Genomic DNA, 21,650 nt, shown 5'->3' on the forward strand with positions numbered 1-21,650 from the left:
GAATCTTCAACTTTCAGCGAACAACCCGCTATTTTTTAGTGGCTCCCCATTGGCAACAGACCTAAACAAAGGCACTACGGAACTCAACCCCAACACAAACAGCAGCTAAGGTTTTCAACAATGAATAAGCATTAACAAACAGGAAAAAGGAATTTCAAAAAAGCTAGAACGCAAAATTGTAAAAATGAAACGCAGGGAATTTGTAGTAAAAGGAAGTTTGGCTACTGCAGCAGTTGCCACATCAACATCGATTTTTGGAAACATCAACAACTTTAAAGGTGCCAATGATACCGTGAATATTGGGGTAATTGGAACTGGGGACAGAGGGTCAGGCCTTATTCCCCTAATCAATCAATTGGATAAATTCAATGTCATCGCTTGTTCTGACACCCTACCCTTTCGTTTGGAAAACGGGCTTGGTAAAGTTGAGGGAAAAGCCCAAGGATATAAAGATTATCGCAAACTTTTGGACAACCCTGATGTTGATGCCATATTGGTATCGACCCCTTTTAGCACACATTCAAAAATAGCCATGGATGCCTTGGATGCGGGCAAACACGTCTATTGCGAAAAAACAATGGCCAAAGGGTATACTGGCATTGAACATTTGGCCGAAAAGGTCAAATCATCGAAAACCCTATTTCAAACAGGACACCAATACCACAGTTCCCGCCTGTACACCCATGTAGTGGACATGATCAAAAAAGGAACGATAGGAAAGTTGACCGCTTTCGAATGTCAATGGAACAGAAATGGTAATTGGAGAAGGGAAGTTCCAAGTCCAGAATTGGAACGCGCCATAAATTGGCGAATGTATCGTGAATTTTCCGGTGGTTTAACGGCTGAACTCTGCTCCCACCAGATTGATTTTGTAAACTGGGTGACCGAAACAACCCCGGATAAAGTCATGGGAATAGGTGGTGTTGATTATTGGAAAGATGGTCGTGAAACCTATGACAACATTCATCTCCTCTACTCCTATCCCAATGGCGTAAAAGCCACGTTTACTTGCTTAACAAGCAATGCCATGGACGGCTACCAGATCAAGGCCATAGGTGATAAAGGTACGATTGTCCTAGATTATGCAAAAGCCTGGTTCTATCCGGAAGGAATGAAAAACAAGGAATTGGGTGAGGTTGATGGAGTTTCTGGTGCAACGGTAAAATGGGACGAAGGAAAAGGCTATGCCCTGAACATTGAACATGAGGATGCGAGCAAACAGGCCTTGCATGACTTTAGGGATAGTATCCAGAACAACACCAAACCAATTTCGAACATCACTACAGGGGCAAATGCCGCCATTTGCGTACAGATGGGACTCGATGCCATGTACAATGAGGAAATCGTACATTGGAAAAACCTTCCGAACGTATAAGGCTTAAAAAAAAACGGTAATGGAGTTAGAGGGAAAGAGGACCTTTGGATAAGATCCGAGGTGGTTTTAGGTACTTGGAAACTGAGGATTATTCCTTTAATACGACTTCACTATATTTTGAATTGATGTAAATTGACCTTGAACTATTTATGTTCTGATTATACCCTGTAAGGACTACATTTTTGTCTTTTTGGGTACGGTCCAACGCCAGGCTTGGCGGAGTGGTCAGCTTGGACATGGTTTGATTGATGGTAATCACGAAATCGGATTGTGGTAAATCGCAAGTCATTTCCGCATTCTCAATCGATATATCAATGTCTTTGAAACTATCGGAGATCGCATTTATTTTTAATGGTCCCATCTTCGTATGTATAATCGCATGCTTCAGCAACTTATGAATGGTAACATCAGAGGATGTGGCACTCAACCTTAAGTTGAGTACCTCATTCAAATCAACATCATCGGAATAATCGGCTTGCAACAAGCCATAATTCCAGCGCTTGACGCGCACCGGTGAGTACGAGGTCGTAATTGTGGTTTCATCCCCATCAATGGTGGTTGCCCATAGGGTACTATAGGATAATTTCGCATTGATGTTTTTTGTGTTTTCAGCCAATTTAACCGCTCCATGACGTACATTCATATTGATCTTGGTACCCTTTGGCATCTTAACCTTAATGGATTTCCGAACCTTGAATTTTTTCTTGCCCTTTTCTGTTGAATAATAAAAAACAGTAGGCTCATTGCCGTGCTTTTCATGCAATTCCAGCACATGCTCCTTACGTTCTTCCATTTCCTTGGCACGCTTTTCCATAACCATTGCCCTTGCTTCCATTTGCCTTTCCTGGGCTTCCATCCTTTTCTCGATCATCGCCTCTCGTTTTTCGGCCATGGCTTCTTGTCGTTTGGCCATTGCCTCTTGCTTGGCTGCCATCTTTTCACCCCATGCCTCCATTTTTTTTTCGTATTCCTTATTAAAGCCCTTGTCAAACTTCTTCTGCCATTTCTTCAAGTATTCCTCCCCATCCTTTTTATAGGCCTCATAGTCGAATTCAACCGCAGGTACGGGAGGCATGGGCATATCGGACAAATCGATATGTAAGTCGTGTATATCCATCTCGGGCATTTCGGGCATTTCAAAATGGAAATCGGGAATATCGATATCAAAATCCTCCAACCCTCCTCCCGTAAATTTAAAACCCCAGGCATTTTCAGCACCTGTGACGATAGATACTTTTTTACTATTGCCGACAATTTCGATGTCTGCCTGTTCAAAATACTCCTTTGCCTCTTCTTCCGTAGCACCATCAAGGATGATGGTCGCCTCTACGGCTATCTGGTTTTTGTTCCAAGTCTCAAATTCAATATCGACATTACTCGTATTGATATCGAGGACTGTTTCTGGATTGACATTGAAAACCTCATTAAAGGTCTTACGCTGTTCTTGACCATAAACCCCAATTGCCAATAGGGCTAGGACCATGGTTATCGATTTAAATCGCATTCGTTTCATACTGTTCGTTTTTTGATGATTGTATTTCATTTAACTTCGATTTCAATTGCTGTAATAACTGCAGTCGTAATTGTAGATTCTTTATCAGTGCCGATATCGTTTGGTCATTAGGCCCTATTTGATTGAGTTCGGAATTTAGATTTTTGTATTCCGCATTCAATTCCGACAATCGCTCCATGTAACTTTCTACCATATCCTTCGTATCCCCGGAAACATTCAATTTCGAAAGTTCAAGGTTGATATTTGCCACATAATAGTTTTCAACTTTTTTTAAATCGGGCGAAAGATCCCCCAAGGAAATCCCTGTCTTGGTATCCTTAGTTGGATTCTTATCCACGATAGTCGTCGTAATGTCGGTATTATCCCTATTCATATAAAAGAACACCCCCGAACTGATCAATACTAGAATAGCTGCCGCAATCTTGACGAAAAAGAATGGGCGCTTCCTTTTTTGCGGAAGCTCTTTTTCCAAAAGGCGTTTAAACCGTTTTTCATGCCCCTCGATCATTGCGAACCCTTCCTCGCACTGCTCTTTTCTAAATAAATCCCTAAGATCCTGTGCCATAGATTTTTTCCTTTAATAATTCCTTTAAATAGCTTTTACCCCGTAATAACCTTGTTCTACTTGTCGTTTCCGTCAATTTCAAGACCTGTGCAATTTCCCTATGGTCGTAACCCTCAATCAGGAACATCATGACCACAAATCGGTACTTATCGGGTAGCTTCCCTATTGCCGACTTAACATCATCTATAGTGATTCCATTATCCACCGTCCAGTCATTATCATCGGTAATCTTCAAATAATGCTCATCCAATGCTACCAAATGCTGTTTTTTCGTTTTTAAAAAATCAATACTCTTATTGATGACAATGCGTTTTAACCAAGCCCCAAACGTAACCTCTCCCTTAAATTGATGGATCTTCTGGAACGCCTTTATAAAAGCTTCCTGTATAACATCCTCCGCATCATTGGTATTTTGAACATAACGCATGGCCACACAGAACATACCCTCACAATACTGTTTGTAAAGTTGCATTTGGGCCTTACGATCGTTGGCCTTACATTGTTCTACCACATCAATATGAAACATTGTATAACTTGCTGTTGGTTTGAGCTGTTCTATTTCCCTAAGGACGATATTAATAGGTCAATGTTGCAAAAACCTTTAATTTTACGTCGATTTAAATCCGATTTTCTTGAAACAAGTTACAATAAGCAACCCTTTCATCACTTTGATTGTATTGGATTATGGTGCGATCATACAAAAATTATTGGTCAAGGATGATGAAGGAAGATATACAAATGTAGTCGTAGGCTATGACTATCCGAGTAAATACCCTAACGACACTAAATCTTTAGGAGCTTGTGTAGGCCGATATGCCGGACGTATTTCGAATGGAGGTTTCAACCTCGATTGGAAAAACTATCCTTTACCTACCGTAAACGGTATTCACCTACATGGGGGCAAGGAAGGTTTTGCCAAAAAATATTGGACCATTGAGGAAATTGACCACGGTGATGAACCTTTCGTAAGGCTTTCCTATATGAGCAAGCATTTGGAAGAGGGTTATCCCGGTAATTTAAAAGCTACTGTAACCTACAAAATAAGGAATAACGAACTTTTCATCATCCATGAAGCTACGACCGATCTAACGACAGTGGTGAATATGACCAACCATTCCTATTTTAAATTGGACAGGGAAGACAGTATCGATCATTACTTTCTTAGATTAAATTGTCCTAAAGTTGTGGAAACGAATACGACTTTATTGCCCACAGGTAAAGTATTACCTGTCGAAGGAACCGAATTTGATTTCAAATCAGTGCGTCAAATCGGTCAAACCCGATTGGACACCCCCTTCGCCACGGATGACAATAGTAGTTTTGCAGCCATGGTATACTCCAAAAAATCAGGTATTTCAATGGAGGTAAACACCAATCAAAGGGGATTGGTCGTTTACACCCCTAATAATTTCCCCGCCATATGCTTTGAGACCCAAAACTTTCCTGATGCCCCTAATCATCCACATTTTCCGAGCAGTGTGCTAAGGCCGAACGAAACCTATCGCAATGCATCGGTCTTTAAATTTGATTTAGTAACTTAGAACGGAACATCCTAAAAACCTGAAAATGAAAAAATTAAAATGGATCTTTCTGGCTATAGTTGCCTTAGTGGCCTTGGTCTTCCTCGTTGGTATGCCGTATATGAAAGAGCAGACAAAAAAAATCAGTCCGGAAATCACGAATACCTATACAAAGAATGGAATGGACCTTTCCATCAATTATTCAGCTCCATTCAAAAAAGGCCGGGAGGTTTTTGGTGGATTGGTACCCTATGATGCCGTTTGGCGTACTGGGGCCAACGAGCCCACAAAATTCACAACGGCCACGGCTATCAAGATTATTGACAAGGTGTTACCTGCCGGAACCTATTCCTTTTGGACAGTACCAGGTCAAAATAGTTGGAAGGTGATCTTCAACAGTGAAATTCCGGATTGGGGGGTTACCATTCTCAGTGGTGGAAAAGAAACCACAAGAAATCTTGAAGCCGATGTTCTTGTTGTCGAGGTTCCCTCTGAACAATTAGCCACCGTCCAGGAACAACTCTCGATGATATTTGAGTATGACAACCAACTATACCTTGCGCTTTCCTGGGACCAAACCAAGATAAGGGTTCCGATCAACAAATAATATAAACCCCTTACTAGAAGGGACTAAAGCAACATTCCAACTTCGAAAAGTCGCACGGGGAAAAGAGGTAGTTTAAAAACCCCTTACATGCAACCCGACCAACGAACACAGCTGTTTTGGCTACAGTTCCAAAGATAAATATCGAGAATAGGGATTCACTAATAAAAAGCATAAATTTGCGCCACCATAATTTAACGGAATGCAACCTATAACAGATTCATTACTTTCAATTGTTGTCCCACTTTATAATGAGGAGGAAAATGTGGTTTTATTGACCCAAAAGATTCACGAAAGTCTTGTTGGTTACCAATACCAAATCATCTATATCGACGACTTCTCAAAGGACAATACCCGTAAGGTGGTCAAAAATATGAATGACGACTCGGTGCATCTAATTGAGCTCAAGAAAAATTATGGTCAGAGTTTGGCCTTGGCTGCCGGATTGGATTATGCCGAGGGGGAGTATATCATTACCATGGATGGGGATTTACAAAATGACCCCAGCGATATACCCCAAATGTTGAACTACGCCGTAAATGACGACTATGATGTAGTAACGGGCATACGGCAGAAAAGAAAGGATTCCCTCGTCAAAAAAATACCTTCCAAGATTGCGAATTTTTTGGTTAGAAGGGTAACCAAACTGGATATAAAGGACAATGGATGCGCATTGAAGGTCTTTACCAAGGAAATTGCCAAAGACCTGAATCTATATGGCGAAATGCATCGCTTTATCACCCTCTTGGCCCATTTGGAAGGAGCCCAGATAAAACAAGTTCCCGTAAAGCACCATGCCCGCCATGCCGGGGTTTCAAAATATGGACTAGAACGCGTTTTTAAGGTTGTTGCCGATATGATGCTATTGCTTTTTATCCGCAAATATTTTCAGCGTCCCATACACCTCTTTGGTATTTTTGGTTTTTTAATGATTCTTTTGGGAATGTTCATCAACATCTACCTCCTCATTGTAAAATATGGGTTTGGAGAGGATATTGGCACACGCCCATTACTGATTTTCGGTCTGATGTTCATTTTGGCAGGCATTCAGTTGTTCACCATCGGTATTGTAATGGAACTCCTAATTAGGACCTATTACGAATCGCAGAAGAAAAGACCCTACCGAATTAAAAAAGTGACGATTGGAGACGGGGTTGCGTAAAAAACTGATAACAATAGCCAAAATTGCCATAAGTGCAATTCTCATCTATTTTATCTTTACCAAAGTCGATTTTAAGGAGGTACTTCAAATCGTAAGGAAGTCGAATCCGTTTTATTTGACCGCTGCCATCTTGCTCTTTATTGTCTCAAAAGCCTTGGCGTCCATTCGCCTCAATCTCTACTTTCATCAACTGCAAGTAAAACTCACCCAAAAAAGCAACCTTAAGTTGTATCTATTGGGCATGTTCTACAATCTCTTTCTACCGGGAGGTATCGGAGGTGATGCCTATAAGGGTTACCTTATTAAAAAGGAGTTTCAAGTGGAAACCAAAAAAGTGGTTTCGGTCCTGGTTCTCGACAGGCTTAGCGGATTGTTATTGCTATTTATCTATGCTTGTATCCTAGGTGTGCTTTTAGACAATCATTGGCTCAACACCTACGATATTCCCATGGGCTTCCTAGGTGTTTTATCCGTTGTCGTATTTTGGTTCCTGAACAAAAGGTTCTTTGGTTTTGTCCTCCCCGTTTTCTGGAAGTCTTTCGGACTATCGGCCCTAGTGCAAATGGCTCAATTGGTATGTGTGGTATTTATTTTGCTTGCCCTAAAAATAGACACCAATAATATCCCCTATCTTTTTATCTTTCTGATCTCTTCCATCGTATCGGTATTACCACTGACTATTGGTGGTATTGGCAGTCGTGAAGTCACCTTTTTTTATGGTGCCACCCTTCTGGCCTTGGATGAAAACACATCGATTGGCATCAGTATGGTTTTCTTTCTGATCACCGCACTGGTTTCCCTGTTCGGTATCATTTATCACTTCAAGAAAATAAAACTTAAAACGCAGGATCAATAGATATGCACCAAATGCATTTCATTGACCACTTTCTTTCTGGTATCCGGATTTAAGAACCGGCCTTGCAATCGGGTGATCCTAAATTGTTTTTCAATCAATTGTTTGTTCCAATCCAAACCTGAATCCTTTAAGGCTTCCAATTCCTTGTCATTGGCATACACCCAAACATCCTTTCTTCCCTTCAATTCCCTTATCGATATGATTTTTACAGGTTTCTGATTGTAAAAATCCAATGCCCAAGTATGGTTCTTCGAGACTTTATAGACATTATCGGTAGAAATATTGTTTTCCTTAATTGTCCTGGCCATGGTCGACCCCGCCTGATACTCCAACAAAGAGGGATAAAAATGCGTGTTCAAGACCCCATTCAACAAAATAGAGCTTACCGCCCCTATGGTTATGATCCTATAATAATACTCCTCGCGTTTAAGACAGTAATAAACGATAAAAGCACCCAATACAAGCTTCCATATATAATTGTAATAGGTCTCGCCCTTAAAAACGAAAAAGGAAATCAAGGTTGTGGCTATAAAGACCACACCGAGAATAAAATATTGGAAACCCAATAATATCTTTTTTACCCTTTTATCCTTTTCGGTATGCAAACCATATAAATACCCAGCGGATAGGACAGCAAACAAGGGCATGGTAATATTCAGGTAATGCGGTAATTTAAATTGTGCGAAACTGATGATGATAAAAATCAAAGTAATTCCACCCAACGTTAAAAACTCCTGCTTCGGCACATACTTGAACTTCGATTGAATCAATGTCCTTGCTTTTTGCCAATAGGCCAACAAACCAACAACGGTCCATGGTAGGAATACCCACAGAAAAGTATGGAAGAAGAAAAAGTAATCACTGCTATTCTTTCCTACGCCCTCCCCGCTCAAACGTTCAAAACTCTGCTCCCAAAATATAAAGAAGATACCACTTCTATTGCTCTTACCCCGTATCACTTTCTCCGGATGCAAATCAAATTGATGATAATAGGCGTACAACATGGGGGTAATGACCACTGCAAAAACCAAAATCCCCATAAGTACCCGCCAATTCAGGAACATCTTCCATTTTCGGGCATAGGCTAGGTGACAGAGTATAGGTAAACCAATGACCAAAAGGGCTATCTGGCCTTTGGTAGAGAAGGCAATCCCAGCGCCAAAGGCGCCCAATACCATATGTTTCAGTGAATTTTTCTCAATATAGGCGGCCAAATGCCAAATGGCAAAAACGGAAAATCCGGTCAATACCGCGTCGGTACGGACATCAATGGCCCCCAATACAATCGTTTGGGACGTCATAAAAATCAGGGCGGCAAGCCTACCCACATTGGGATTGTACAACAACCTACCCAAACCAAAACAACTATAGGCCCCCAACAAAGTAGCCAATATGCCCGGTATCCTATACGCCCAATCATGCAATCCGAAAATCTTGAAAGACAAGGCTGCCAGCCAATAGTGCATATGGGGTTTGTCCAAATATTCCTCCGTTCCCTTAAAAAGGCTCAAAAAATCATGCTCCTGAACCATTCGCATGGCCATGACGGCAAATTGGGCCGAGTCGTTTTCGAAAAGGGTAACGAACATTCCGGCGATGTACACCAGAACCACAAGAAACAACAAAAACCAATATCTGGTATTTGAAATCATAGTTGGTATTTATGAAGTGCAAATATATACAACTTTGTAAAGAGCCAGCCTAAACCCAAACCAATAACGATACCGGTCAACACATCCAAGGGAAAATGTACCCCAATATAAATACGGCTATAGGCCACGATCAGTGCCCAAAGGAACAATAGGAATCCAATACGCTTAAAACCAGGCTTCAATAAAAATGTAAAAAAGGATGCTATGGCAAATGAATTGGCAGCATGGGCTGAAAAATAACCAAATTTACCACCACAAGAACTTTTGACCAACCGCATGATTGAACTTATCTCGGGATCATAACAGGGACGTAGTCGCTGCACCCCATATTTGAAAAAATTCGCCAATTGATCGGTCACCAAAATCAAAATGGCGACAGTCCCCAGTACCATAAGCATCTTTCGAAGTCCTAGTTGCCGATAGGCTATAATGAGCAATACCAGATAGATGGGAATAGAACTCAATTTATTCGTAGCGAACATCCAAAAACCGTCCCAAGAAGGGTTTCCCAAACCATTGAGAAAGAGAAATACTTCCTTATCTAGCTGTACGAGTTGGTCTAGCATAGGAATTAATCTTCGTAACGGGACACCTCACGGTCATAGAAAGCTGTAGCCGCTTCAATAAGACCCTCTGCCTCGGATTCGAGTTCTTTCTCGTCTTCCATGGTAAAATCCTCAAACCACTCTACCTCATCATCTTCAAGGTTGATAATAAATCTAGGGTACTCGGTATGAATCACGAATATGGCATTGGGCAAATCGGTGTTATCGCCCAATATGAATTTTGGTAGTTCCATGTATATTTATATTAATCTGTAATCAATTTTTTCGTCAAATAATTAAATCGAAGATACAACATAATCGCCGATGCACTCAACCCGGTAAGCAATCCTATCCAGATTCCGGTACTCCCCAGGTCGGTATAAAGCCCACAGTAAAAAGAAATGGGGAAACCGATTACCCAATAGGCGATAAATGTAATCAAAGTAGGCACCTTTACGTCCTGTAAACCACGTAAAGCACCCAACACCACTACTTGGATTCCGTCAGAAATCTGAAAGAAAGCCGCAACCAACAACAATTGGGCAGCAAGGAAAATCACCTCGGTATTGTCCGCCAGATTCTGAGCATCGTCAACATCGAGGTAAATCGTAGGGAACCAATGTCTGCCCCATAAAAATAAAGCGGCAAAAACAACTTCCACGATCAGGGTCAATAAAAATATTGATTGGGCTATACGTCTTAATTCCTTGAAATTGCGCAATCCTTTTTGATTACCTACCCGAATCATGGCAGCCACCCCCAGTCCCGTTCCGAACATAAAAGTCATACTACTTAAATTCAAGGCTATTTGGTTGGCGGCCTGTGCATTTTTCCCCAGCACCCCACTCAACCAAACCGCAGCAGTGAAAATAGCCACTTCAAAGAACATTTGAAGCGCCGATGGAAACCCTAGACTTATGATTTTTTGCATCACCTTTTTTTCAATCTTCCTGAAATTGAATCCAGTGACATAATCATGAAATTTCTTTTTGCCCCGAAGTAAGAACCAGATGTACAATACCATCATACATCTAGAAACCAAAGTACCAATGGCAGCCCCTACGATACCCATTTTAGGAAATCCTAAAGAACCGAAAATCAATAAATAATTCAAGGTGATATTCACCACGTTGGCAATTATCGTGGCATACATTGGATATTTTGTCTGTGACAATCCTTCAGAAAATTGTTTAAAGGCCTGAAAAATAATCAAGGGTACCAAAGAAAAGGCTACAAGGTCAAGATATGGCATTGCCAAGTCAACCACCTCAGGTGGCTGCCTCATCATATGAATGAGGGGTTTTAACAATAGAATGATTGCGAATAGCGACAATCCCAAGGCCGTACATAACACCAAGCCATGTTTTAAAGCGCTTTTTGCATCTGCCTTATTACCACCCCCATCAGCTTCGGCGACCAAGGGTGTAATCGATGTGGAAAAACCAATACCGAACGACATGGCAATAAACACAAAGCTATTTCCCAAGGAGACTGCTGCCAATTCCGCGGTCCCCAATTGGCCGACCATTATATTATCCGCTAAGGCTACAAAAGTGTGCCCTAACATGCCCAATATGACAGGAACAGACAATCTGATATTGTATTTGAATTCTTTGGTATATTGTTTTAACAAGGTAATCTATGGTTATAAATTATTGGTAATGCGTGAAGCGTCCTTTGGTCCGGTATGACCCTATCGTTAACAGGATAATTGGGATATTGACCCCATAAAGGGTGTTTTTTGACCTCCCATTAAAAATATCGACTAAGATGGCCTTTCCAAAGCGCTTTTGGCTTCTTCCCAAAAGACATCCATTTCGCCAAGGGTCATGTCCTTCAAGGATTTCCCCGCTTCCTTGGCTTTGGACTCCAAATATTGGAATCGGCCGATGAATTTCTTATTGGTACGCTCCAAGGCATTCTCTGGATTTATATTGAGAAAACGGGCATAATTGATCAAGGAGAACAATACATCGCCAAACTCGGCCTCCATCTTATCGGCATTCCCCGACTTTATTTCCGATTGTAATTCGGAAAGCTCCTCTTGTACCTTTTCGAAGACCTGTTCGGGTTTCTCCCAATCAAAACCAACGCCAGCGACCTTATCCTGTACACGATTTGCCTTCACCAAAGCCGGCAAACCTTTTGGCACGCCTTCCAGAACGCTTTTCTTGCCTTCCTTCAGTTTAATGTTCTCCCAATTCCGTTTTACCTCCTCCTCATCTTTTACGGTTACATCGCCATATATATGAGGGTGCCTATTGATCAATTTTTCACAGATACTATTACAGACATCAGCGATATCAAAGTCATTGGTTTCCGATCCGATTTTTGAATAAAAAACAATATGAAGCAAAACATCGCCCAATTCCTTTTTGACCTCGACCAAATCGTCCTCTAAAATAGCATCCCCTAATTCATAGGTTTCTTCAATGGTAAGATGCCTCAACGTTTGCATGGTCTGCTTTTTATCCCACGGACATTGCTCACGAAGTTCATCCATTATGGTCAATAGTCGGTCAAAGGCCTTTAACTGAAGTGCTCTAGAATTCATTGATTTGCTTTTGGCAAAAGTACGAATACAATTAGTTTATTTCTAAGGACCCTAATACACATTTTTTAACTAACTTATAACGTGCAAATCCATCTTAAGAAAGCAATGAAATTCCAACCTATTCATACTATATTTATGGTTATTATTACGACAATGGTAGCTGGGCAATCTCCCTCCCAAGGTCAATTGGGAATATTTGACAATCACAGTGATATCGGCAATGTTCACCACAAAGGTTGGGCAAGTTATAGCGCGACTGACAACACCTATACCATCTCTGGGAGCGGAACCAATATGTGGTTCAATACGGATGAATTCCATTTTGTTTGGAAAAAAATGTCGGGCAACGTATCCCTCTCCGCCCTCATAGAAATGATGGACGAAGGTGTTGACCCCCACCGTAAGGCCTGTTTAATGATACGTCAAAACCTAGAACCCGATGCCCCTTATGTCGATGTTGCCCTTCATGGCGACGGCCTCACTGCTATGCAGTTTAGGGAAACCAATGGAGGAATGACCCATGAAATAAAAAGCAACCATTTGGCCCCTGTTAAAATCCAATTAAAAAAAGTCGGGAATTACTTTACCATGTACACCGGTTCAACGAAAAAAGAGCTGGAAATTACGGGTGGATCCCTGCGATTGGAACTTACCTCCCCTTTTTACGTAGGCCTCGGTGTTTGTTCCCATAACAATGAGGTTCTTGAAACCATAAAATTCAAGGATGTTGTGATAAAGGAAAACCTAAAAGCAATCGATACGGTCACGAAGGTTGAAAGCAGCTTGGAAATCCTCGACATTGCCTCCTTGAACCGAAGTGAAATATACCATACCAAAAGCCATATCGAAGCTCCCAATTGGACACCCGATGGTAAAAGATTGATTTATAATAGTGCTGGACTTCTTTATAAAATCAATATTGAAGGGGGCATGCCACAAATGATCCCAACTGGATTTGCCAATAGGATCAATAATGACCATGGCATATCCCCGGACGGTACGCAAATGGTCATCAGTGACCAAACGGAAACCGGAAACTCAATGATCTATTCCTTTCCTATTGAAGGAGGAAAACCCAAAAAAATCACTCCCCTTGCCCCTTCATACTGGCATGGATGGTCTCCCGATGGGAAAACCTTAGCCTATTGTGCTGAGCGCAATGGCAATTATGATATTTATACTATTCCTTTTGAAGGAGGAAAAGAAATACGCCTAACCGTTGCCGAAGGACTCGATGATGGCCCGGATTATTCCCCTGAAGGCCAATATATCTATTTCAATTCCACACGAACGGGTACCATGCAAATCTGGCGGATGAAAACCGATGGATCCGATCAGGAACAAATTACGACGGACGCATACAACGATTGGTTTGCCCACCCTTCCCCAGATGGCAAATGGATAGCCTATGTCACTTTCAATACCGATGTACCGGCAGGTGCACATCCCCCCAATAAGGATGTTATGCTTCGATTGATGAACTTAAAAACCAAGGAAATAATTATCTTGGCGAAATTGTTCGGGGGACAGGGAACCATAAACGTACCTTCTTGGTCACCCGATAGTAAAAAATTGGCTTTTGTAAGCTATCATCCTGTTAAATAGAATAACCATGAGTCCTTCTAAAATTATATGTTCCCGTCGAGTGTACGGATTACTTTTTCTTGTTGGCGTATGCTTTTCCGCAACTTCCCAAGAAAATTCGATTATGGCCAAGGATGCGAAACCTGTTTTGATCGCATCAGCATATGAATTCACCGAGGGACCAGCTGCCGACAAAGAGGGCAATGTCTATTTTACGGACCAACCCAATGACCAAATCATCAAATGGTCTGCAAGTGACAACACCTTGGAAGTTTTCTTAAAACCTTCAGGACGTTCCAATGGACTCTATTTTGACAATGATAACAATCTTATCGCCTGTGCCGACGAAAAGAACGAATTATGGCACATTGACAAACAAAAGAATATAACCGTCTTGGTCAATGGTTTTGACAATAAAAAAATGAATGGTCCCAATGACCTATGGATCGATACTAAAGGCGGGATCTACCTCACAGACCCTTTTTACAAAAGACCATGGTGGAAACATGAGGAACCAGAACAAGCGGCCAGTCGGGTGTACTATCTGACCCCGGACAAAAAGGACCTTAGTATCGTTGCCGATGGTTTTGTTCGCCCTAATGGTATTATCGGGAGCCCTGATGGCAAAACCCTTTATATTGCGGACATCGGAGACGATAAGACCTATTCCTATACGATTAATGAGAACGGTAGTCTAAGGGACAAAAAACTTTTTACCGCCATGGGTTCCGATGGAATGACATTGGACAACAAAGGAAATGTATATCTCACAGGCGATGGCGTTACTGTTTTCAATGCAAAAGGCGATAAGATCCTGCATATCCCCATTGACCAAAAATGGACAGCTAATGTCACCTTCGGAGGCAAAGAACACAATAAACTCTTTATCACGGCCATGAATTCGGTCTATCTCCTGGATATGAATGTAAAGGGAGCCTATTGAAAAAGTTGCTTATTTTACAGCTTCGTCCCGAGGATGAAACCGCCGATAGTGAGCTTAATGCCATTTTGCAGGTTGGTGGGTTGAGTCCCATTGATGTAGAGCGCATTCGTTTGGAAAAAGGCATTCCGGTAATTGACTTGAACGATTATACAGGAATCATCGTAGGGGGAAGTCCGTTTGACGTTAGTACTGCCGACAACCAAAAGAGCATCCTCCAAAAAAACATAGAAGCGTTCTTCAACACCCTATTCGATGATGTTGTTGACAGGGATTTTCCTTTTCTTGGGGCATGTTCCGGCAATGGACTCTTGGGAAATTATTGTGGAGCCACCATTTCAACCACTTATTCAGAACCTATAGGCAGCGTCGAGGTAAGGATTACGGAGGAAGGGAAGGAAGACCCCCTCCTCAAAAACCTTCCGGAGACTTTTTCCGCTCTGGTAGGCCACAAGGAAGCTTGTGATAGCATACCTCCAGGCGCAGTACTTTTGGCCACCTCAGCAACCTGTCCTGTTCAAATGTTCCGGGTAAAACAGCATATCTACGCAACACAATTCCATCCCGAGGCCGATGCCAACGAATTTATATTACGTATAAATATCTACAAGAACCATGGTTATTTTCCACCAGAAGAAGCTAATGATTTAATCAATCGGGTTCAAAAAACCAATACGCCGATACCCAAGATTATTTTAAAACACTTTGTTGAGCGGTATCATATTTGATGCTCTAATAATCCCATTTACCCAAATTCCTTTGTGGTATTCCACACCCTTATTGATGTGAATTGGGCATAAAAAAAAGGGCTGTCTTTTAAAACAGCCCTTTAAGATTGATTGGTAATAAACCACTTATTCTTGTGGCTTATATTTCAAGGTCCAACCTGTACCACCAGCATTGATAGGTACATATAAAATCAGTTCATCCTCGGTTAAGGAAACAATCTGGAAAAGTCCATCGGGATTGGTTCTTTCCGGGTCATTACCCAAAACAGTTGTATGATCTAAAAAGGTTAATGTGCGACCTTCAACATTTAAACTAAATCCACCTGTTTTAGCTTCTGCCCCTGGTTCTTTGACATAGGTACAGTTTGCAGCCCCATTTAGATCAAAGGTCATACTCCCAAATGGATCTGGGCAACAACACTCCCCTGCATTCCACCAAACACCTTCCCAGCCATCTATATTGTTTGGGGCAACCATATACCAAAACAAACCATCTTCAGGGGTACCGTCAAACACCCATGTTTTACCTATGGATGGATCTTCCCCTGCCAAATCATAATAATCCTGGGCTATGGGTGTTGTGAATTCGTCAATGGTAACATCTATGGTTTTACTAAAGAACTCAGCACCAAGTGTACCGTGATAGGTAAAAGTAGCTGTACCGATAATAGGATAAACAAATTCAACTTTGTCGGTATAAGCCTTACCGGTATTATAATCCCAATATCCAGTAATACCGGGAGAAACCATACTCAACGCAACTTTATTCCCTCCCGGATCAATTTGGGTGGCCATTAATTCGACCCCTGCAACGTCTGTAACGTTATACAATTCCTCAGTATCCGTAACAATAGGCTCGCATGCTATGAACAACAAAGCAAACATACCTACGGAAAAACCTATAATTTTATTTAATTTCATGTTTCTTATTTTTAAGTTATAAAACATACTACCACCCAGGGTTTTGTTCATAAGCCCCGTTAGACAACCTTATTTCCGTTTCAGGTATCGAAACCAAACCTTTAGTTTCAGACCTATACGAACCACTATAAGTAGCATCGGAACCTGAATTCCGTACATTCTCAGTATAATCGAAGGCAGTGTCTACATCACCCCAACGCACCAAATCGAAATATCTCAACCCTTCAAAAGCCAACTCATGCTTTCTTTCCTCCTTCAATGCCTCAAGGGAATATCCTATGGCTGGCAAACCTACTCTTGCCCTTACCCTATTCATTCCATCAGATGTTTGCGTAATCTCTGAATGCATTAACAAAACATCGGCAAATCGCATAAAGATAAAATCCTGGGCATGCATCAGTTGCATATCCGTATTACTCCAATCGTACATTTGAACGAACATTCCTGAAACGTTACCATCTACATCAGGATGCTGTAGGGCAGTATATTTTTTATTGAAAAAACCTGTTTCATGGTCCCCTTTGTCTGCCTGATAGCCATCAGTTCCTTGATCTGCATCCCCCATTGGAAGAATAGATCCTTGTTTTCGAGGATCGGCATCATCCCAAGTGTTCCATAAGGCAGGCCGAATAGTACAAAACCCCCAACCTTGTCCGAATGGTACCATTGAATTATCGCGAATACCACTAAAAAGACAAAGTCTATTGGTATAAATTGAACCATTTGACCATTGCCAATCACCAAAAGAAAAACGTTGAACGAACATACTCTCTGAATTTCCAGTTCCAAAGGTAGGATTAAGTCCATCCTGTCCTACCCATTCCAATCCTTCGGCATCTGCCCAAGGAAGCACTACGCTCCCAGCGCTTTTGTTCAAATTGGAATAAGGCCAGAGATTTCTAAAATCCGAAACCAAGTCATAGCCACTATTGTTGATGCAATCATTTAAATAACCTGCGACATCCGAACCACTTAACGAACCACCCTCTACCAAAGGTAAATCACTTGTAGATTGGTTCTCTATATTGGACATATAGCCCGTATAATGTAAATACACACGCCCTAAATACGCTTCGGCCACCCACTTGTTGGCATGCCCATAACTTTCCGTTGGTATGGAAGGGAAAGAAATATTGGGCAATGTTTCTATAGCCAATTTCAAGTCTGAGGCAATTTGGGCAAAAGTCTCGGAATAGGTGTTCCTAGGACCATCTTTAGCTTGATCGACTGAAGTTATCAATGGTACACCTCCAAAAAATTTAGCCAATTTAAAGTAGAAGAAAGCCCTCATAAACAAAGCTTCCCCTACGGCAACATCCTTAAATTCCTGAGCTTCCGCAGGACTACTGAAAAAACTTGAAAAGTCTGCCTCACTGGCCTTTTCTATTATTGCATTACATCGTGCAATGCCATTATAGGATTGCACCCACATATCGCGATACGTGTCTTCCGCTGGATCCTCAAAGGCATCAACATCCTTACCGGCCTTATCATCGGGACCACCACCACCTAACATCATATCGGACATCAAATTGGCCGCAAGGGGTTCAAAACTAAGTGCATTAGGTGTATAAATTGCATTGTAAACACCTGATATTGCTTCTTCCATATCTGTAGGGGTCTGATAATATGTATCCAAACTCTTACCGTACAGATTTTCTGTATCCAATAAACTTTCGCTGCAACCTAGGGTTGTTATCCCTAGTAAAACAGCAATTAAATAATATATATTTTTCATCATAATTCTTTTTTAAAATTAAAAGCCCATATTTAATCCAAACATAACCGTTCTAGGTAATGGATAAAGGCCAAGATCGATTCCGGAAGCCCAACTGTAATTTTCATCATCGCCACTAAAGCGGACATCAGGGTCCATACCGTTATAACCTGTAAACGTATGTAAGTTATTTACGGACATATACATTTTAAGGCTCGAGATAGCAGTTATTTTCTCAAGTACTTTTGTGAAATCATAACCGATTGTCAAATTATTGATTCGCAAATAATCCGCATCATGCATATAAATATCTGAAATGAAGTTGGTATTCCTGTTGGAGCCATAAGTCAACCTAGGCAAAGTATTGGAAGTTCCTTCCCCATGCCAACGATTGAAAATCTCAGAAGTATAGTTTTGTTTAAAACTATCCGCGAAAGAACGATAGGATTGCATGATCTGCATACCGAATTTACCGGTCAACGTGGTATTCGCATAGAATCCTTTATATTCGAAATTCAACTGTAGACCGAGTTCTACATCAGGATTTGGGTTACCCAACATAATCTTGTCATTCTCATCAATAACCCCATCAGCATTTTGATCGACAAAACGCACATCGCCTGGGCGTTGATCATCAAAGTATGGCGCCCCACTTGGACCTACATAGGCATCAACCTCGTCTTGATTCTGTAAAATACCGGCTGTTTTATAACCATAGAAATAACCTATGGGTTTACCAACTTCCACCCTTGATACTTCTGAAGTACCCTGGGCCAACACATTACTTGGACCATGAATGATACCATCTGAATTGGCAATCTTCGTAACCTCATTCTTATTATAGGCCCCACTAACCGTGATACCATATTTAAAATCATGGGAATTATCATTCCAACCCAAGACTAATTCAACACCGCTATTTTCTATGTCACCACCATTGATATAAGGAGGCAAGGCACCTGAAGTTCCTAAGGCAGGGGCTTCTACCAACCAGTCTTTGGTTGTCTTTTTATAGTAATCAAAGGCCAAATTCAATTTTGAATCAAAAAATCTGGCATCAAAACCTAAATCGAGCTGTTCAGAGGTTTCCCATTTAATATCAGGATTGGTCACCCTTTCCGGATAAGCCGTTGTACCCGAAACAGGTTTTGTGTCTCCAAAAAAGTAACCTGGAAATGCATAGGTAATCTGTGATGAATAAATAAAGTTGGGAATGGATTGATTCCCATTCTGACCCCAACTCGCCCTTAATTTGGCAAAGTTCAAAATATCGGATGACCCAATAAAATCCTCTTCGGTCAAAACCCAACCCGCAGATACTGATGGGAAGTAACCCCATCGATTATCCTCAGCGAAATTAGATGACCCATCTGCCCTCATAATAGCAGTAAAAAGATACTTTTCCTTGTAATTGTACTGGGCCCTGGCCATATACGAAAGTATAGCTCCACCACCGGCAGCCCAATCGGCACCTGACGCGCTAATATCGCTAATTGATTCAGGGCTTTGGGTATTGTTCAAATACGCATATTTAGGATCTCCTGGAAATAACAAATTCGATTTTGAAGCTGAAATATTATTATTCAATTGATCTTGATAAAGTTCCGTTCCTATCAAGGCATCTATCTTATGATCTCCCAATTGACGTTTATAAGACAGGGTTGTAGTCCATGTCTGGTTATTGCCAATGTACTGACTTTGTGTTGCTCCATCTACATAATCCTGATACAGAACCCCTAAATTATAAGTTGGGTTCATTGATCTGGAGTGTCCAAACCATGCATTGATACCATAACTTGACCTCAGCTTTAAATCTTTATAGGGTTCAATCTCAACAAATACATTGCCCACAAGACTATTACCTTTATTATAATTATAGTTATTGCGATAATACATCACGGCCAATGGGTTGGTTTGCCCGGTATTCCATCCGTCCAATGTTGGGGTATACCCAAACTCATTTACATTATTATCTATGGCAGGTTGCCAATAGGCAGGCATTAATGGGTTTTGCACCAAGGCATTATGTAAATCATTCCAATAGATATTACCCGTTGCGGCGCTTCTATTTTCCGTATTTGTATAGGTAAGGTTTTCACCGATTGTTATAATGGAATGTTCGCTATTCTTCCTCAATATTATTTCTGTGTTCAATCTAGTGGTCAATCTTTTATACCCAGCATCCATAATATCTCCGCCCAAAATACCGCGTTGATTAAAATAAGAAGCACCTGCAGAATAGGTTATATCCTCGCTACCACCGGTAATATTTACCGCATGGCTTTCAATGGTAGCATTCTTTGTGGCCATTTCATTGATCCAATTGGTTCCTTCCCATCCATTTTGGAGTCTTGACCAGACATCTTCCCCCAATTGGGTTCCAAGTCCCGCATAATTATCATTCAACCAAGAATTGTTGGTAAGAATCGATTGCCAATCAAAAGGAGCCAAACCATCATTTACACGACCTTCATCCATAATGTACATATACTCCTGTGCATTTAGGGGGTCAAGGTTTTTATAGATCTTTTGAAAACCGTAGTAGCTGTCGTAAGTGATTTTTGCAGCACTGTTTTTACGCCCTTTAACTGTTGTTACAAGAACGACACCATTGGCAGCCCTTGAACCGTAAATAGCCGAAGAAGCAGCATCTTTTAAAACGTCTACGGAAGCGATATCAGAGGGATTCAAATAATTGATATCCCCAACGGCTACCCCATCGACAATAAATAAAGGGTTTGAATTACCGATAGTCCCAAGACCACGAATAGTAACCCGTGTACCAGCACCTGGCTGCCCATTATTTCTAGTGACACTTACCCCTGCAGCAATACCTTGCAGCGCTTCCATTGCCGTACCCGTGTTCAGGGAAGCCAAATCATCCCCTTTAACATTTACACCGGCACCGGTCACCAAGGTTTTCTTTTGCGTACCATAACCTACAACCACAACCTCTTCCAGTGCCTCAAGGGATTCCTCAAGCACTACATTGATTGTTCTCTGTTCCCCTACAGTAATCGTTTGCGAAACCATTCCGATGTAAGAGAAAATAATTTGATCCGTTGAACTGACATCTGACAAAGAATAGTTTCCGTCAAAATCAGTTTGAGTTCCATTTGTTGTACCCTTGACCAATACACTGGCCCCAGGTAAAGGAACATTGCCGTCTGTAACAGTTCCCGACACACTCTGCGCCTGCACAAAACCGTAAAACAACATGATTCCTAAATACAACGTACTACGAAAAAGTTTTTTTTTCATAAAATTGAATTTAAAAAATTAGTTTGTGTTATTATTGAAAACAACATGGTTTCCTTAAGCAGAAAATCATGTTAGTTGTATTAATTTACTGTTAAAATTATATCAATAAATAAAATTATACTACTCATTATTTATCCTTTTTTCATACGAAAC

General features: G+C 41.2%; 19 protein-coding genes. 8 read left to right on the top strand and 11 right to left on the bottom strand.

Features of this window, described 5'->3' with window-relative positions:
* Positions 1 to 184 precede the first annotated feature (184 nt).
* Positions 185 to 1,375, top strand: a complete 1,191-nt coding sequence (locus LX92_RS05215) for a Gfo/Idh/MocA family protein (protein WP_109649238.1) — start codon at positions 185 to 187, stop codon at positions 1,373 to 1,375.
* A gap of 88 nt (positions 1,376 to 1,463) precedes the next feature.
* Here the strand turns inward: LX92_RS05215 and LX92_RS05220 are convergent, their stop codons facing one another.
* From LX92_RS05220 to LX92_RS05230, 3 genes are read right to left on the bottom strand one after another with little or no spacing between them, the layout of a single operon-like run.
* Positions 1,464 to 2,888, bottom strand: a complete 1,425-nt coding sequence (locus tag LX92_RS05220) for a DUF4097 family beta strand repeat-containing protein (RefSeq protein WP_146197802.1) — start codon at positions 2,886 to 2,888, stop codon at positions 1,464 to 1,466.
* The gene (locus LX92_RS05225) at positions 2,869 to 3,453 is read right to left on the bottom strand and encodes a hypothetical protein (protein ID WP_109649240.1); all 585 of its coding nucleotides are present in this window, start codon (positions 3,451 to 3,453) and stop codon (positions 2,869 to 2,871) included. Before LX92_RS05225 ends, LX92_RS05220 begins: the two co-directional genes overlap by 20 nt.
* Positions 3,437 to 3,979, bottom strand: coding sequence for an RNA polymerase sigma factor (locus tag LX92_RS05230; protein ID WP_109649241.1), 543 nt, complete (start codon positions 3,977 to 3,979; stop codon positions 3,437 to 3,439). The genes LX92_RS05225 and LX92_RS05230 overlap by 17 nt, the downstream gene beginning before the upstream one ends.
* 106 nt (positions 3,980 to 4,085) lie before the next feature.
* Here LX92_RS05230 and LX92_RS05235 point away from each other — a divergent pair, with 106 nt between their 5' ends.
* The 4 genes from LX92_RS05235 (at position 4,086) to LX92_RS05250 (ending at position 7,595) form a co-directional block, all read left to right on the top strand.
* Positions 4,086 to 4,994 (top strand): aldose epimerase family protein, encoded by a 909-nt coding sequence (locus tag LX92_RS05235; RefSeq protein ID WP_109649242.1) that lies wholly within the window; start codon positions 4,086 to 4,088, stop codon positions 4,992 to 4,994.
* Between the two features lie 25 nt (positions 4,995 to 5,019).
* Positions 5,020 to 5,580, top strand: coding sequence for a DUF2911 domain-containing protein (locus LX92_RS05240; RefSeq protein WP_109649243.1), 561 nt, complete (start codon positions 5,020 to 5,022; stop codon positions 5,578 to 5,580).
* A 199-nt stretch (positions 5,581 to 5,779) separates the two neighbouring features.
* Complete coding sequence (locus LX92_RS05245) at positions 5,780 to 6,739, top strand: glycosyltransferase family 2 protein (protein ID WP_109649244.1); 960 nt, start codon at positions 5,780 to 5,782, stop codon at positions 6,737 to 6,739.
* Positions 6,720 to 7,595: a lysylphosphatidylglycerol synthase transmembrane domain-containing protein gene (locus LX92_RS05250; RefSeq protein WP_109649245.1), complete on the top strand. Its 876-nt coding sequence runs from the start codon at positions 6,720 to 6,722 to the stop codon at positions 7,593 to 7,595. The genes LX92_RS05245 and LX92_RS05250 overlap by 20 nt, the downstream gene beginning before the upstream one ends.
* Here LX92_RS05250 and LX92_RS05255 read toward each other — a convergent pair.
* The 5 genes from LX92_RS05255 to mazG all read right to left on the bottom strand — a co-directional run bounded on the left by LX92_RS05255 (position 7,589) and on the right by mazG (position 12,346).
* Positions 7,589 to 9,247 (bottom strand): ArnT family glycosyltransferase, encoded by a 1,659-nt coding sequence (locus LX92_RS05255; protein WP_109649246.1) that lies wholly within the window; start codon positions 9,245 to 9,247, stop codon positions 7,589 to 7,591. The two genes, LX92_RS05250 and LX92_RS05255, sit on opposite strands and share 7 nt — an antisense overlap.
* Positions 9,244 to 9,813, bottom strand: coding sequence for a phosphatase PAP2 family protein (locus tag LX92_RS05260; RefSeq protein ID WP_109649247.1), 570 nt, complete (start codon positions 9,811 to 9,813; stop codon positions 9,244 to 9,246). The genes LX92_RS05255 and LX92_RS05260 overlap by 4 nt, the downstream gene beginning before the upstream one ends.
* 5 nt (positions 9,814 to 9,818) lie before the next feature.
* Positions 9,819 to 10,046 (bottom strand): hypothetical protein, encoded by a 228-nt coding sequence (locus LX92_RS05265; protein ID WP_109649248.1) that lies wholly within the window; start codon positions 10,044 to 10,046, stop codon positions 9,819 to 9,821.
* 11 nt (positions 10,047 to 10,057) lie between these two features.
* Positions 10,058 to 11,425, bottom strand: coding sequence for an MATE family efflux transporter (locus LX92_RS05270; RefSeq protein WP_109649249.1), 1,368 nt, complete (start codon positions 11,423 to 11,425; stop codon positions 10,058 to 10,060).
* 132 nt (positions 11,426 to 11,557) lie between these two features.
* Positions 11,558 to 12,346, bottom strand: coding sequence for a nucleoside triphosphate pyrophosphohydrolase (mazG, locus tag LX92_RS05275; RefSeq protein ID WP_109649250.1), 789 nt, complete (start codon positions 12,344 to 12,346; stop codon positions 11,558 to 11,560).
* Positions 12,347 to 12,481: 135 nt separating this feature from the next.
* On the opposite strand from mazG, the gene LX92_RS05280 reads away from it, so the two are divergent.
* Genes LX92_RS05280 through LX92_RS05290 form a run of 3 tightly spaced genes read left to right on the top strand, consistent with a single transcriptional unit; the run spans position 12,482 to position 15,598 of the window.
* Complete coding sequence (locus LX92_RS05280; protein WP_223308259.1) at positions 12,482 to 13,951, top strand: TolB family protein; 1,470 nt, start codon at positions 12,482 to 12,484, stop codon at positions 13,949 to 13,951.
* A 7-nt stretch (positions 13,952 to 13,958) separates the two neighbouring features.
* On the top strand, positions 13,959 to 14,873 hold the full coding sequence (locus LX92_RS05285) for an SMP-30/gluconolactonase/LRE family protein (RefSeq protein WP_109649252.1): 915 nt from the start codon (positions 13,959 to 13,961) through the stop codon (positions 14,871 to 14,873).
* On the top strand, positions 14,870 to 15,598 hold the full coding sequence (locus LX92_RS05290; protein ID WP_109649253.1) for a glutamine amidotransferase: 729 nt from the start codon (positions 14,870 to 14,872) through the stop codon (positions 15,596 to 15,598). Before LX92_RS05285 ends, LX92_RS05290 begins: the two co-directional genes overlap by 4 nt.
* Positions 15,599 to 15,724: 126 nt before the next feature.
* Here LX92_RS05290 and LX92_RS05295 read toward each other — a convergent pair whose 3' ends face one another.
* Genes LX92_RS05295 through LX92_RS05305 form a run of 3 tightly spaced genes read right to left on the bottom strand, consistent with a single transcriptional unit; the run spans position 15,725 to position 21,497 of the window.
* Entirely contained in the window at positions 15,725 to 16,519 is a 795-nt protein-coding gene (locus tag LX92_RS05295) for a hypothetical protein (RefSeq protein WP_109649645.1), read from the bottom strand.
* A 28-nt stretch (positions 16,520 to 16,547) separates the two neighbouring features.
* On the bottom strand, positions 16,548 to 18,260 hold the full coding sequence (locus LX92_RS05300) for a RagB/SusD family nutrient uptake outer membrane protein (RefSeq protein ID WP_223308260.1): 1,713 nt from the start codon (positions 18,258 to 18,260) through the stop codon (positions 16,548 to 16,550).
* A gap of 15 nt (positions 18,261 to 18,275) precedes the next feature.
* Positions 18,276 to 21,497, bottom strand: a complete 3,222-nt coding sequence (locus LX92_RS05305) for a SusC/RagA family TonB-linked outer membrane protein (protein ID WP_109649255.1) — start codon at positions 21,495 to 21,497, stop codon at positions 18,276 to 18,278.
* Between the last annotated feature and the right edge of the window lie 153 nt (positions 21,498 to 21,650).

This window comes from Maribacter polysiphoniae, from assembly GCF_003148665.1.
Classification (GTDB): domain Bacteria; phylum Bacteroidota; class Bacteroidia; order Flavobacteriales; family Flavobacteriaceae; genus Maribacter_A; species Maribacter_A polysiphoniae.

What these genes read in the sequence shown, in the direction of transcription:
- LX92_RS05215 (WP_109649238.1), top strand. Translation starts at nt 185, where the DNA reads ATGAAACGCAGGGAATTTGTAGTAAAAGGAAGTTTGGCTACTGCAGCA.
- LX92_RS05220 (WP_146197802.1), bottom strand. Translation starts at nt 2,888, where the DNA reads ATGAAACGAATGCGATTTAAATCGATAACCATGGTCCTAGCCCTATTG.
- LX92_RS05225 (WP_109649240.1), bottom strand. Translation starts at nt 3,453, where the DNA reads ATGGCACAGGATCTTAGGGATTTATTTAGAAAAGAGCAGTGCGAGGAA.
- LX92_RS05230 (WP_109649241.1), bottom strand. Translation starts at nt 3,979, where the DNA reads ATGTTTCATATTGATGTGGTAGAACAATGTAAGGCCAACGATCGTAAG.
- LX92_RS05240 (WP_109649243.1), top strand. Translation starts at nt 5,020, where the DNA reads ATGAAAAAATTAAAATGGATCTTTCTGGCTATAGTTGCCTTAGTGGCC.
- LX92_RS05245 (WP_109649244.1), top strand. Translation starts at nt 5,780, where the DNA reads ATGCAACCTATAACAGATTCATTACTTTCAATTGTTGTCCCACTTTAT.
- LX92_RS05255 (WP_109649246.1), bottom strand. Translation starts at nt 9,247, where the DNA reads ATGATTTCAAATACCAGATATTGGTTTTTGTTGTTTCTTGTGGTTCTG.
- LX92_RS05260 (WP_109649247.1), bottom strand. Translation starts at nt 9,813, where the DNA reads ATGCTAGACCAACTCGTACAGCTAGATAAGGAAGTATTTCTCTTTCTC.
- LX92_RS05265 (WP_109649248.1), bottom strand. Translation starts at nt 10,046, where the DNA reads ATGGAACTACCAAAATTCATATTGGGCGATAACACCGATTTGCCCAAT.
- mazG (WP_109649250.1), bottom strand. Translation starts at nt 12,346, where the DNA reads ATGAATTCTAGAGCACTTCAGTTAAAGGCCTTTGACCGACTATTGACC.
- LX92_RS05280 (WP_223308259.1), top strand. Translation starts at nt 12,482, where the DNA reads ATGGTTATTATTACGACAATGGTAGCTGGGCAATCTCCCTCCCAAGGT.
- LX92_RS05285 (WP_109649252.1), top strand. Translation starts at nt 13,959, where the DNA reads ATGAGTCCTTCTAAAATTATATGTTCCCGTCGAGTGTACGGATTACTT.
- LX92_RS05295 (WP_109649645.1), bottom strand. Translation starts at nt 16,519, where the DNA reads ATGAAATTAAATAAAATTATAGGTTTTTCCGTAGGTATGTTTGCTTTG.
- LX92_RS05300 (WP_223308260.1), bottom strand. Translation starts at nt 18,260, where the DNA reads ATGATGAAAAATATATATTATTTAATTGCTGTTTTACTAGGGATAACA.
- LX92_RS05305 (WP_109649255.1), bottom strand. Translation starts at nt 21,497, where the DNA reads ATGAAAAAAAAACTTTTTCGTAGTACGTTGTATTTAGGAATCATGTTG.